16 protein-coding genes are annotated in these 12250 nt (G+C 65.5%); 7 read left to right on the forward strand and 9 right to left on the reverse strand.

What is annotated here, in order from left to right; genetic code table 11:
- Positions 1-140: 140 nt before the first annotated feature.
- A complete protein-coding gene (locus tag AC1DWU_RS03940) occupies positions 141-758 on the reverse strand; it encodes a hypothetical protein (protein WP_477148664.1) in 618 nt (205 codons plus the stop codon).
- Between the two features lie 85 nt (positions 759-843).
- Between AC1DWU_RS03940 and AC1DWU_RS03945 the strand changes: the two genes are divergently transcribed.
- From AC1DWU_RS03945 to AC1DWU_RS03960, 4 genes are read left to right on the forward strand one after another with little or no spacing between them, the layout of a single operon-like run.
- Positions 844-1290: a hypothetical protein gene (locus AC1DWU_RS03945; protein WP_477148665.1), complete on the forward strand. Its 447-nt coding sequence runs from the start codon at positions 844-846 to the stop codon at positions 1288-1290.
- A 56-nt stretch (positions 1291-1346) separates the two neighbouring features.
- On the forward strand, positions 1347-1964 hold the full coding sequence (locus AC1DWU_RS03950; RefSeq protein ID WP_477148666.1) for a trimeric intracellular cation channel family protein: 618 nt from the start codon (positions 1347-1349) through the stop codon (positions 1962-1964).
- A 53-nt stretch (positions 1965-2017) separates the two neighbouring features.
- Positions 2018-2359 (forward strand): DUF4326 domain-containing protein, encoded by a 342-nt coding sequence (locus AC1DWU_RS03955; protein ID WP_477148667.1) that lies wholly within the window; start codon positions 2018-2020, stop codon positions 2357-2359.
- 5 nt (positions 2360-2364) lie between these two features.
- A complete protein-coding gene (locus AC1DWU_RS03960) occupies positions 2365-3492 on the forward strand; it encodes an iron-containing alcohol dehydrogenase (RefSeq protein ID WP_477148668.1) in 1128 nt (375 codons plus the stop codon).
- 3 nt (positions 3493-3495) lie between these two features.
- On the opposite strand, the gene AC1DWU_RS03965 is transcribed toward AC1DWU_RS03960, so the two are convergent.
- Complete coding sequence (locus tag AC1DWU_RS03965) at positions 3496-4200, reverse strand: GntR family transcriptional regulator (protein WP_477148669.1); 705 nt, start codon at positions 4198-4200, stop codon at positions 3496-3498.
- A gap of 66 nt (positions 4201-4266) precedes the next feature.
- Between AC1DWU_RS03965 and uxuA the strand changes: the two genes are divergently transcribed.
- Both uxuA and AC1DWU_RS03975 read left to right on the forward strand, forming a co-directional pair.
- Entirely contained in the window at positions 4267-5484 is a 1218-nt protein-coding gene (gene uxuA, locus AC1DWU_RS03970) for a mannonate dehydratase (protein WP_477148670.1), read from the forward strand.
- The gene (locus AC1DWU_RS03975) at positions 5484-6557 is read left to right on the forward strand and encodes a Gfo/Idh/MocA family protein (protein ID WP_477148671.1); all 1074 of its coding nucleotides are present in this window, start codon (positions 5484-5486) and stop codon (positions 6555-6557) included. The genes uxuA and AC1DWU_RS03975 overlap by 1 nt, the downstream gene beginning before the upstream one ends.
- Here AC1DWU_RS03975 and AC1DWU_RS03980 read toward each other — a convergent pair.
- The 6 genes from AC1DWU_RS03980 to AC1DWU_RS04005 form a co-directional block, all read right to left on the reverse strand.
- Positions 6554-7066 (reverse strand): hypothetical protein, encoded by a 513-nt coding sequence (locus AC1DWU_RS03980; protein ID WP_477148672.1) that lies wholly within the window; start codon positions 7064-7066, stop codon positions 6554-6556. The genes AC1DWU_RS03975 and AC1DWU_RS03980 overlap by 4 nt on opposite strands.
- Positions 7067-7081: 15 nt before the next feature.
- A complete protein-coding gene (locus AC1DWU_RS03985; protein ID WP_477148673.1) occupies positions 7082-8224 on the reverse strand; it encodes a succinylglutamate desuccinylase/aspartoacylase family protein in 1143 nt (380 codons plus the stop codon).
- 4 nt (positions 8225-8228) lie between these two features.
- Positions 8229-8981 (reverse strand): ABC transporter permease subunit, encoded by a 753-nt coding sequence (locus AC1DWU_RS03990; protein WP_477148674.1) that lies wholly within the window; start codon positions 8979-8981, stop codon positions 8229-8231.
- Positions 8978-9787, reverse strand: coding sequence for an ABC transporter permease subunit (locus AC1DWU_RS03995; RefSeq protein ID WP_477148675.1), 810 nt, complete (start codon positions 9785-9787; stop codon positions 8978-8980). The genes AC1DWU_RS03990 and AC1DWU_RS03995 overlap by 4 nt, the downstream gene beginning before the upstream one ends.
- 50 nt (positions 9788-9837) lie before the next feature.
- On the reverse strand, positions 9838-10593 hold the full coding sequence (locus AC1DWU_RS04000; protein WP_477148676.1) for a transporter substrate-binding domain-containing protein: 756 nt from the start codon (positions 10591-10593) through the stop codon (positions 9838-9840).
- 170 nt (positions 10594-10763) lie between these two features.
- Positions 10764-11546, reverse strand: coding sequence for an ABC transporter ATP-binding protein (locus AC1DWU_RS04005; protein WP_477148677.1), 783 nt, complete (start codon positions 11544-11546; stop codon positions 10764-10766).
- A 134-nt stretch (positions 11547-11680) separates the two neighbouring features.
- Here AC1DWU_RS04005 and AC1DWU_RS04010 point away from each other — a divergent pair, with 134 nt between their 5' ends.
- Positions 11681-11881, forward strand: a complete 201-nt coding sequence (locus AC1DWU_RS04010; RefSeq protein WP_477148678.1) for a CsbD family protein — start codon at positions 11681-11683, stop codon at positions 11879-11881.
- Positions 11882-12055: 174 nt separating this feature from the next.
- Here AC1DWU_RS04010 and AC1DWU_RS04015 read toward each other — a convergent pair whose 3' ends face one another.
- Complete coding sequence (locus tag AC1DWU_RS04015; protein WP_477148679.1) at positions 12056-12223, reverse strand: DUF1328 domain-containing protein; 168 nt, start codon at positions 12221-12223, stop codon at positions 12056-12058.
- Between the last annotated feature and the right edge of the window lie 27 nt (positions 12224-12250).

Below are 12250 nucleotides of genomic sequence, written 5' to 3' on the forward strand. Positions count from 1 at the left end.
GGGCGGGGCGAGAGTCCCAACCTTGTACAGTTCGGCGGACGACCGCCACAGGGACGAAGTCCCGCCCATGCCGCTTTCGCAAGAAACGGCAAGACTGACAGGAAACCCCGAGGCCCAAGGCCGTCGGGCGCTTCGGCACGTCACAGCCCCGCCAGCCACTCCGCATACTCGGCGTCGTGCCGCCCCTCGAAGTTGGCCATTCCGCGCTTGGTCAGGAGACCTCGACGTGGCGGGATCATCGAGGTGATCCGGCCACGCCGGAACTCGCGCCAGTTGATGTTCACCGCCGCGAACCGTGGGTAGAACTCGAGCTCGTCATAGGGCAGGTGGTCGTGGATCCACCAGCCCAGCGCCTCCCAGCGGCCGGTCGCCTCGTAGTAGGGGATCAGCGCATGGACGATGACGCAGGCCGTCGCGCCAATGCCGCCCTGCGCGTCGCGCCGGTCCCAGATGTGCCCGCCGAAATTGGTCTCGTTCCGCCCGCAATTGAGGTTGTGCTCGTTGCCGAAGCGGTTGACCTCCACCGAGCGAAAGGCGGACCGGATCGAGATCCGCCCGAAGCGTGCCATCAGCGGCTCGAGGCATTCCTCGCAAAGCCGCCTTCCGGCTTCGATGGCGAGATCGGGATCGTCGGGAATGTTCGGGATGCCGTAGAAGCTGGCAATCTCGGAGTGAAGGAAGTCGCGCATGAAGAAGTTCCGGCTCAGCCGCACGCGGCCGAGCTCTTCAAGCCCCTTCATCGATTGTGGTCTGCGCATCTCGGCCAGTCTCCACCTGTTCCCGTCACATACTGTGCGCTATCAATGGCTTGGCGGACCACCCGTTTCCAACAGGAGTTGCAGCATGCTGAGATTGATCGCAAGCATCGCCCTGGTGCTTTGCCTCGGGGCGGCGCCGGCGCTGGCCCAAAGTGACGCAGATACCGACGCTACCGTCGACAACGTCCTCGGCGATCACAACGCCTATCGCGCGGCGTTCGATGCGATACAGCAGGCTGTCGGAGACGGTGATGCCGCCGGCTTTGCCAAGTGGGTCAGCTATCCGATCAAGGTCGTGGCCGACGGCGAAGACATGCAGCTCAGCGACGAGGAACAGTTCACCGAGCACTACGACAACATCCTGACCGACGAGATTCGCCAGGCGATCCTCGACCAGGCCTGGGCGTCCGTGCTCGTCAATGCGGACGGCATCATGTTCGGCAACGGGCAGGTCTGGATGAACGGCATCTGCAAGAACGACAGCTGCTCCGAATTCGACGTGAAGATCGTCACCATCCAATCGGCCAACTAGCCTTGGGGTGGCTGGTTCTGCTCTAGTCTCCCGAGGGGAGCACCCCGGGGGACGCCATGCTGCTGCAAATCATCTTCTATGTCGCCATCACCGCCGAGGCGATGACCGCGGCGCTCGCTGCCGGTCGGCGGAAGATGGATTGGTTCGGCGTCTGCGTCCTGGCCTGCGTCACGGCGCTGGGCGGCGGCACGGCGCGCGACCTGGTGCTCGGGCACTACCCGCTGATTTGGGTCGAGAACCCGTACCTGCTGATCATCTGTTGCGCCGCGGCGTTCGTCACCATCGCTCTCGCCCGCTACATGGCCGCGCTGCGCTGGCCTTTCCTGCTGCTCGACGCGCTTGGGCTCGCCGCCTTCACCATCATCGGCTGCAATGTGGCGCTGGAGATGGGGCAGCAGCCGATCATCGTGGTGGTCGCCGGCATGATGACCGGCATCGTCGGCGGCATCATGCGCGATATCCTCTGCACCGAAGTGCCGCTGGTGTTCTCGTCCGAGCTTTACGCCACGGTCGCCATCGTCTCGGGCACGCTCTACTACTTGGGCAGGTACTTCGATGTGCCGCATGATCTGCTCGTGCTGGGCACCATCGCCATCGGCTTCGCCCTGCGCGTCGCTGCCATCGTCTGGAAGCTCGAAATGCCGAAGTTCGTCTACGACAAGGAGCTCCGCTGATGTCCAGGCCGTCACACGTGCCCGGGCCGTCACACGTGCCCCGGCCACAACGCATGCAGCTGTCGCGCAAGGCCGGCTTCAACCTGCAGGCAGCGTCGCTGGCGCTGAACGGGCTGCCAGCAAAGTTGATCACGCGGCCCGGCAGGTGGGGCAACCCATTCACCATCGATGACACCGCCCGGCGCTATGGGCTCGACCACGCTGCCGCCCAGGAAAAGGCCGTCGCCCTCTGCGGCCAGTGGCTGCGCGGCACCATCGAGCCGGCCCTGTCGCCGGGCCCGCCGCCATCGCGCGAAGTTATCCGCAGCGAACTGGCGGGGCATAATCTCGCCTGCTGGTGCAAGGCAGGCACGCCTTGCCACGCGGATGTATTGATCGAACTGGCAAACGGATAAGGCACATGGCGCGGATCAATTACCTGACGAGCATCGAGTTTGGCGCGGGCGCCCTTGGAACGCTTGCAAGCACGGTCGAGGAGTTCCGGCTCAATCGGCCGCTGCTGGTCGCCGATCGCGGCGTAATGGCCGCCGGTCTCGCCGCCGAGGCGCTGGCGCATCTGCCCGCCGAAACACCGGTATTCCTCGATACGCCGCCCAATCCCACCGAGGGTGCGGTGATCGCCGCGCTCGAGCAATATCGCGCCGAAGGGTGCGATGGCATCATCGCCATTGGCGGCGGCTCGCCGATCGACCTCGCCAAGGGCGTGGCGCTGCTCGCGACTCATCCGGGGCCGCTCGAGCAGTACGCGGTGATCTATGGCGGCGTCGACCGTATCGGTGCCTCCGTGGCGCCGCTGATCGCCATCCCCACCACTGCCGGCACCGGCGCCGAGGTCGGTCGGGCGGCGTTGCTCACGCTTGAAGACGGTCGCAAGCTCGGCTTCATCTCGCCTCACCTGATCCCGAAGCGAGCGATCTGCGACCCCGAGCTGACGTACGGGCTGCCGGCGGGTCTCACCGCCGCTACCGGCCTCGATGCGCTCAGCCACTGTATCGAGACGCTGTGCTCGCCGCGGGTCAATCCGCCGGCCGAGGCGATTGCGCTCGACGGGGCAGGGCGCATCTGGCGCCAGATCGAGAATGCCTGCCGCGATGGACGCAACGCGGCTGCACGCTCGGAGATGATGATGGGCGCCGTGATGGGTGGGCTCGCCTTCCAGAAGGGGCTCGGCGCCGTGCACGCACTCAGCCACGCCCTTGGCGGGCTCAAGGACGTCTCGCTGCATCACGGCACGCTCAATGCCATCCTGATGCCGCCGGTACTTCGCTTCAATGCGCCTGAGATCGCCGACAAGCTCGGCCGCCTGAAGGCCGCCATGGGCTTTCCGCCCGCCGCCGACCTGTCGCTCGAACTCGATGCGCTGAACCGCCGCCTGGGCGTTCCCGCTGGCCTGCGGGTGCTGGGGGTGCGAGAGGACCACTTCGCCTGGGTGATCGAGCGGGCCCTGGCCGATCACAGCCACGCCACGAACCCGCGGCTCGCCACCGCCGAGGACTATCGCGGGTTGCTCGAAGCAGCGATGGACTAACCGTCAGTCGGCAAACAGGTCCGGATGCGTTTCCGCCATGTGAGGCAGCGACGGCATGATCTCGTTGAGATGCTTGCACATCATGGCGGACGCCGCCTCGCCGTCGCCCTGCTCGAGAGCGTCGACGATCTTGGCGTGTTGGGCGACCACCATCGGCCGGGGCGTCACATCGGGGAAGCCGAGGAATCGCACCCGGTCGAGCTGAGCCTTCAGCGCCTCGATGTGCCGCCACGCGTGCTCGCAATCGGCATGGCCGGCAATCGCGCTGTGGAAAATGTCATCGAGCCGCATGAATTCGCCTAGCCCGCCGGACAGCGCTGCCTCCTGGGCCCGGACGATATCGCGCAGGTCGGCAATGCCCGCCGCACCGATGCTTGCGGCGGCCTTGCGGACCACTGCCAGCTCGATGGCCTCGCGGATGAAGCGCGAGTTTGTCACTTCGCGGATCGAGATCAGCTTCACGAATGTGCCGCGCTGCGGCCGTACGTCGACAAGCCCGGCCTCGGCCAACTTGATGAACGCCTCGCGCACCGGCTGCCGGGAGACGCCCAACTGGCGCGCCAGCTCCGCCTCCGACAGCAGGTAGCCCGGTCGCAGCTGCAACTGCACGATGGCCCCGCGCACCGCATCGTAGACGCGTAGCCCCATCGTCGCCTGCCGTGGTCCGGCTGGTCCCGGGTGGTTTGCCAGCTCCAAATCAATGGTCATGTTGACTTCCCTCAAGCTGCCATACTAGCACCGGTCAGCGCGGTTGGAAGCGCTTGGAGAAGCCAAATGAGGCAGACGTGGCGCTGGTTCGGTCCGGCCGACCTCGCAAGCATCGATGACATCGTACAGGCTGGTGCCCAAGGCGTGGTGACCGCGCTGCACCACGTGCCGAACGGGGTGATATGGACCGCCGAGGAAATCGGCAAGCGCCAGCAGCAAATCCGCGTCAAGAAGGACGGCTCGCCCTCCGGCATCGAGTGGGATGTCATCGAAAGCCTGCCAGTTTCCGAGGATATCAAGAAGCAGAAGGGCGATTGGCGCGAGCAGATCGCCAACTACAAGCAGAGCCTCCGACACGTCGCCGCGGCGGGCCTCCGCACGGTCTGCTACAACTTCATGCCGGTGCTCGACTGGACGCGCACTGACCTGCGCTACCAGGTTGCCCATGGCGGCACCTGCATGCGTTTCGACATCAACGACTTCGCCGCTTTCGACATCCACATCCTGAAGCGCCCGGGCGCCTCCGAGGACTTCTCTCCCGAGATCGTCGCTGAGGCCGCCCGGCGAATCGCCAGTCTCGATGCCGCGGCGCAGAAACAGCTGGCCCGCAACGTCACCATGGGCCTGCCGGGCTCGACCGAGAGCATGACGCTCGACGACGTCCATGCCCATCTCAGCGAGTACGGCCACATCTCGGTCGATCAGCTGCGCCGGCATTTCATCGATTTCCTCAGCGAGGTTGTGCCGGTGGCCGAGGAGGTCGGCGTCCGCCTCTGCTGCCACCCTGACGATCCGCCGTTCTCGCTGCTGGGCCTGCCGCGCATCATGTCGACGGCCGCGGACTACAAGCAGATCCTCGACGCCGTCGACAGCCCCGCCAATGGCATGACCCTCTGCTCCGGCTCGTTCGGCGCCAGGCCGGACAACGACCTGCCGCAGATCATGGAGGACTTTGGCCCCAAGGTGCACTTCCTCCACCTGCGCAACGTCAAGCGTGACGGCACCGCCATCGCCGGCTCGTTCTACGAGGCCGAGCACCTGGGCGGGGACACCGACATGGTGGCGCTCATCGCCGCCATCCTCAAGGAAGAGGCTCGCCGCAAGCGCGAGGGCCGCGAGGATGCGCAAATCCCGATGCGCCCCGACCACGGCCAGGACATCCTCGACGACCTCGGCCGCCGCGCCCAGCCGGGCTATCCGACCATCGGCCGGCTCAAGGGCCTTGCCGAGCTGCGCGGCGTGATGACCGCGCTGGGCCATCGCGAGTACGGGCTCCACGCCTGATGACGCCCATCCGCTTCGGCATGATCGGCGGCGGCTGGCGCGCCGAGTTCTTCACTCGCATCGCCCGCGAGCTGCCGGACCGGTTCCAACTGGTCGGCGTGGTCCAGCGCGACCAGGCCAAGGCAGCGGCGTTCGGCGCGAAATGGGGTGCTCCGGCGTTCGCCAGCTACGCCGAACTCGCGGCCGCCGAGCCCGATTTCGTCGTTCTCTCGGTGAAGCCCGATGCGCACCTGCCGATCCTCACCGAGCTCCACAGCCTCGGCCTAGCTGTGCTGTGCGAGACCCCGGCGGCGCTGGATGTCGAAACCATGGTCGCAATCTGGCGGCTGGTGGAGCAGGGGCTGCGGCTCCACATCGCGGAGCAGTACCTGTTCCAGCCGCTGCATGCCTCGCGGCTGCAGCTGATCGGCAACGGCGCGCTCGGCAGCGTCAGCTTCGCTCGGGTCTCGGCGGCGCACGGCTACCACGGCGTCAGCCTGATGCGGCATTTCCTCGGCATCGGCTTCGAAGACGCGACCATCCGCGGCAAGATCTTTGAGAGCCGTGCCCTAGAAGGTCCGAGCCGCTACAACTGGCCCGCATCCGAGCAGTTCGCCCCCACCACCCAGACGCTTGGCGAGTTCGATTTCGGCGACCGGCTCGGGCTGTTCGATTTCACCGACGTGCAGTACCGCTCGCCGGTCCATTCGCATCGGGTCGTGATCCGTGGTGATCGCGGCGAGATTGCCGACCTCGAGGCTCGGGTGATGCCCGTCTACGGCCACCCCCTGACCCGCACCTTCACCCGCGTTGAATCCGGCCGCTACGGTAACCTGTTCGGCTACGCCCTCGAAGCCATGCTCTGTGGCGATGAGACCGTGTGGACCATGCCCTATCCCAATGCCCGGCTGATGGACGACGAGATCGCCATCGCGGTGGCGATGCAGCGGATGGGCGAGCTGGCGCGGGGCCAGGGCGCGGGGCCGTATTCCTATGCCGAGGGTGCGCAGGACCAGTACCTGTCGCTGCTGATGCATCAGGCCGCGAAAACCGGCGAGACGCTCCGCAGCACCCGCCAGCCCTGGGCTGGCTAGTCCGGCAGGCCCGTCTCGGTGCGGAGGAACGCCGCGACCTTGTGCAGGTCCTGGCCCTGGTCCTTCTCGGAGTACTGTCGGGACTGCATCGCCAGCTTGACCTTCCGTCCATCGGCCAGCTGCAGCGACAGCACGTTGTTCCGTGGCCGCTCGGGGTTATCTTCGGTCACCTTCAGCGCCACCACGTCGTCAAAGCCCACTTCGACGACGACGTCGCTACCGCGGTCCAGCTTCTGCGTCGAGTGGATGTGGCGCGCGGCGATGTCGAACGAGGTGATGATGTTTGTCGCCTGCGGCCTCAGGTACAGCACCATCGCCGCGACTATCGGCCCCGCGATGCAGATGGCCGCCGAGACCAGCCGGATCGTCGGATCGGCGATCTGCTGCTGGAGGTAGAAATACAGCGCCGCTGCCGCCACCACCGAGCCGACGATCCACATCGCCCGCGGTGGCTGTTCGTGCGATGCATAAAGGGTCAGCGCGCCGTCCCGGCGTCTCAGCTCGATCATTCCGTTCCTCGATCGCTAGTCTTCGAGCAGGTACGCGCCCTTGCGGCCGCTCAGCGTCGTCTTGCCGACGATCTTCATGATACCAGCCCCGCGCGGCGCATATTTCGCCGAAACCCGCGACAGCACCAGCCCATCCGTCCCGGCAAGGATCGGGGTACGGCCCATGAACGCCTCCGGCCCGTCGAGCGCGATCAGGTCCGCCACCGGCTGGCCCTTGGTCACCCGCTCGCCGAGTTCGACGCGATAAGCAACCAGTCCCGGTCGATCGACCTTCACGATCTCGGTTGCCTCGAACGGGGTCGCCTCGGAGAGCGGTGCCGGGCGCCCGCCCGGATCCGCATCGACCAGGTTCCGCTCGCAGAGGAACCCCCAGAGCCGTCGCGCGTCGTCAGCGCCAAAATGATCGAACACGTCGGCCTGGCCGCGATATTCCAGCGTCGCGGTAGCGCTGGCCATCGGCACGGGCTTGCCGGGATTGGCGAGGGCCACCTTGCGATAGAGCTGCGGCAGCACCTCGTCGAACGAGCCGCCACCGCTGTCAGCCGCAGTCAGCGTTGCCGCGGCGCCCATCCAGTCGGCGAGGTCCTGCAACTCCGGCATCAGCTCGGGCGAGGTGAAGATATGGATCAGCGAGTCGTCGTCGCAGTGGAGGTCGAACACGAACTCGGCGTCATGCGCTTCCTTCAGCACCAACAGGCGAAGCTGCTCGTTGGCGTTGCGCGGCTGCTGGGCGTCGATCCAGTTCGACACGGCTTTGCGGATCAGGTTGACGTTGAAGCGCTCGTCATCCGAGAGCCGGCCATTGAGCTGAGAGCGGATCGCCGCGAACAGGTCGGGCCAGCGGCGGTTGAAGTTGATGCCGGTGTTGGCGTCGTAGCGGCCGATATGCCGGCGCAGCGAGAACGTCGCCATGCCCAGTGGGTTGACCAGCGGCATCACCGTGAAGCGAGCGCGGAGCAGCGCTTGGTCGTCGGCCTGGCGCAGCATCGGCAGCAGGTGGTGCAGCACCATGGTGCCTGGGTGCTCGTCGGCATGCAGCGCCGCCTGCAGGTGGACCTTTTCCGGCGCGTCCTTGGGGCCGATCACGTAGTAGGTGAAGTCGGTGGTCGCGCCGGGGGTATCGCCACGCAGCGCTACGGTTTTTCGTTCAAAGCTCAAGAGCTTACCTCGTCAGGCGGATGAGCCCGAAGCGGGCGGGAGGCGGCGCGCCGGGCATGTGCTGCGTCAGACGGCGGTATACGAGTCCGAAGACGAAGAAAACCGCGAGCGAGATGGCGAGAAAATACCCCGCCGCGACTGAGAAGTGCAGCACGGCGTTGTAGTCGCGCTCGAACAGGTCTTCCGCCTGGCTCATCAGGTCGCGCTGGCCGTCGATCACCGGCAGCGTGAAATAGACCAGGGCGGTGGCGTGGAACAGGAACACCACCTCGTTGGTGTAGGCCGGCCAGGCAAGTCGGATAAGGTGCGGCCAGGTCACTCGCCGGAACTGCTCGAGGCGGGTCATGCCATAGGCCCGAGCGGCTTCGAGTTCACCCCTGGGAACGGCCCGCAGCGCACCGTAGAAGATCTCTGCCGTATAGGCCGTGGTGTTCATGGCGAGGATCAGCGGGCCCAGGAACAGCGGGTTGAGTACAAACCAGTCGACGCCCCACGGCTTCCACACCGTGACATTCAATGCCAGCGCCAGCGAATAGAACATGAAGAGCTGGATGAAGAAGGGCGAGCCGCGGAAGGCATAGATGTAGCCGCCGCAAAGCTGGGCGAGCAGCTTGTTCGAAGACGCGCGTCCGAGGGCCAGCAGGATCGCCAGCACGAAGCCGATCGGGATGGATGCAAACGCGAAATAGAGGTTGAACAGCGTGGCGCGCGCCAGCACCGTCACGTCGTTCCAGATCGGCGCGAGCATCTCCATCATGTCGTCGATCCCGCCACCGCCATGCCGCGCGAAGCCCAGCGGGTCAGGGCCGCGAAGCCCTTCTCGGAGATGTACGTCACGATGATGTAGAACAGCAGCAGCGCCAGGTAGTAGCCCCAGCGCCAGTCGCCGTGGATCACGCCGGCGCTGCGGCTGAAGTTCGGCGCGCCGAGCAGGCTGGCGCCGCGCACGATGTCCGAGATCTGCAGCAGCGACAGCAGCGACGTTGCCTTGATGAGCAGCAGCCAGCAATTGGAGAGGCCCGGCAGCGCGTAGACCCACATCTGCCGGATATGAACGCGCCAGAGCACCTGCCAGCGCGACATGCCGAACGCCCGCGCCGCCTCGAGTTGGCCTTGCGGCACGCTCTTCAGCGCGCCGAAGATCACGTTGGCGGTGAACGCGCCGTAGACAATGCCCAGCGATACCGATGCGAGCAGCAAATACTCCCCGGTGCCGAGATACCAGTTGGCAGCGGGGCAGGGCGGCCAGATGCCGGCCGTTCCCTCGCCCGGCGGGCAGACCCCCTGCGCGATGAACAGTTCGACCAGTTGCTCGAAGGCGAGCGGGAAGAAGATGAAGAACAGCACGTCCGGCACGCCGCGGACCATGTTGATGTAGATGCTGCCAATCACCTGTAACGGGCGGGCGGTCGAATTGCGCAGCCCGGCGCCCGCGACGCCAAACAGCAACGCAAAAGCGCCGCCCAGGAGGGCGGCGATGACGGTATACTGGAAACTGGCGTACCAGTTCAGGTGCCTGCCATTGGTCAGGTAGGAGGCCCAGAACTCAAAGGATTCGGTCATCGCGCTCCCGCGCAGCAGAGGGCGGCGGACCGAGGCCCGCCGCCCTTGGATCAGTTGGCGTAGAACGGGCCCTTGCGCTGCGGGAAGTGCTTGGTGATCAGCGCGTCGATGGTGCCGTCGGCCTTGGCCGCGGCCAGCGCTTCATCCAGTTTCGCCAGCAGTTCGGTGTCGGCCTTGCGGACGCCCGCGCCGACGCCGCCACCGATCGCCACGGTGATGTCGCTGGTCTTGAGCGCATTGGCCGAATTGGCGACGGCTTCGTCGATATAGGAGCTGTCGGCAAGGATGACGTCGATGTTGCCCGCCATCAGGTCGGCCAGCGCGTCGGCCGCCGTATCAAACGTCAGCAGCGTGTTGCCGGTGGCAAGGTTCGCAGCCGCGTAGTCGGCCTGGATCGTCCCGGTCTGGGTGCCGATCTTGACGCCGGTCAGCTTGGCGGGATCGACGGTGCTGCTCGCCAGCATCATGTAGCCCGAGGGATCGGGCGGGGAATAGTCGGCGGTGAAGTTGATCGACTGCTTGCGCTCGTCGGTGATCGACATGCCTGCAGCGATCACGTCGTAGTTGCCGGCATTGAGGTTCGGGATGATCGTATCCCAGGCCGTCTGCACGAAAGTGCATTCGAGGGCAGCCCGCTTGCACAGCTCGTTCATGACGTCGATGTCGAGACCGGCGAGATTGCCGCTGGCGTCGACGTAGTTCCAGGGCTCGTATGCCCCCTCGGTACCGATGCGAATGGCCTGGGCATTGGCTGCAGTCGCGAGCATGGCGATAGCCGCCGCTGCCGCGATGACAAACTTCTTCATTGTCTCTCCTGTCGCCGGGCTGATGCCGGCTTTTCTTTGCCGGTCCAACCCCCGGCTGATTGGTCGCGCCGCCTTGCGGAGGCGGGCATTGCGACAACGCTATCGGTTTTTACCGGTTGGTCAATCATTAGAAGATTGTTGCACAGGCTCGATCCGCGGCAGAGGCCGGATCACCCGTGACCGGCCGCGCTGAGGAATTGCTTGAGCCGGGTCGACTTGGTGGCGCCGAACACCTCGGCCACCGTGCCCTCTTCCTCGATCTTGCCCTGGTGCAGGAAGATCACCCGGTCGGCGATGGTCTTGGCGAACTGCATGTCGTGGGTAACGAGGATCATCGTCCGCCCTTCGTCAGCCAGCAGCTTGATCACCCGCAATACTTCGACCTCGAGTTCGGGGTCGAGCGCCGAGGTTGGCTCGTCGAACAGCATCACCTTGGGGTTGATGCACAGGGCCCGAGCAATCGCGGCGCGCTGCTGCTGGCCGCCGGAGAGCTGGCTGGGATAGTTCTCTGCCTTGTCGCGAATGCCGACCTTGGCCAGCATTTCCAGCGCCTCGGCATGCACCTCGGCACGATCGCGCTTCTGCACCCGGACCGGTGCCTCCATGACGTTGCCGAGCACCGACATGTGGCTCCACAGGTTGAACGACTGGAAGACCATGCCCAGCTCGGAGCGGATGCGGCGGATCTGCTGCTCGTCGGCGGGCTTGCGATGCGGCGGCTTGCCGGTCAGGGCAATCTCCTCGCCGCCGACCCGTACCGTGCCGCTCTCGGGCACTTCGAGCATGTTGATGCAGCGCAGCAGCGTCGATTTGCCGGAACCGGAGGAGCCGATCAGAGCCACCACCTCCCCCTGGCGGGCGGTCATCGACACGCCTTTGAGCACCTCGAGCGGGCCGTAGGACTTGTGAAGATCGGCGATCTCGACGACGGGTGGGGCGAGCGGGTTCTGCATCGCTCGCACAAAACCCAAAGCAACGCCGGCTGGCAAGGCTTTTGCGGAACCGACACCCTCGCGAGGCGTTCTTTTTCCAGGAGCCCACCGAGACGGCGGCTCCTTTCCTCAACACTGAGAAAGGGAGATTAGCGATGAATTGGAACCAGATGGAAGGCAACTGGGAGCAGTTCAAGGGTAAGGTCCAGACCCAGTGGGGCAAGCTGACCGACAGTGACCTCGACATCATCAAAGGCAGCCGCAAGCAACTCGCCGGCAAAATCCAGGAGCGCTACGGCAAGGTGCAGGAAGAAGCCGAGCGCGAGGTGGATGACTGGTTCAACCGCCTGCACTGAAAACGAGTTGCCTCACTTGGCCCCGCTTCGGCGGGGCCTTTTTTGCGCCCCCTTGGCCCGCTTCGGGGGCCGTTCTTGTGCCCCATGGAGCTAGCGGCTCCATCCACTCGGATGGAGCCGCCGCCACCTCGAACCGCGGACCCGGCTGGGACGGCCCGAGTTCTGCGTCTGGTATTACGAAGCGCGCCGGAACAGGCCGATGATCAGCGAGACCACCAGGAAGGCGAGGAACAGGAAGAACAGGATCTGTGCGATGCCCGAGGCGGTCCCAGCGATTCCACCAAAGCCGAGCACGCCGGCGACGATCGCGATGACCAGAAAAAGCAGAGCGTATTGCAACATTCTCGTGGCTCCGTTGATCAAGGAGTA

This window comes from Devosia sp. P2_G7, assembly GCF_056403495.1.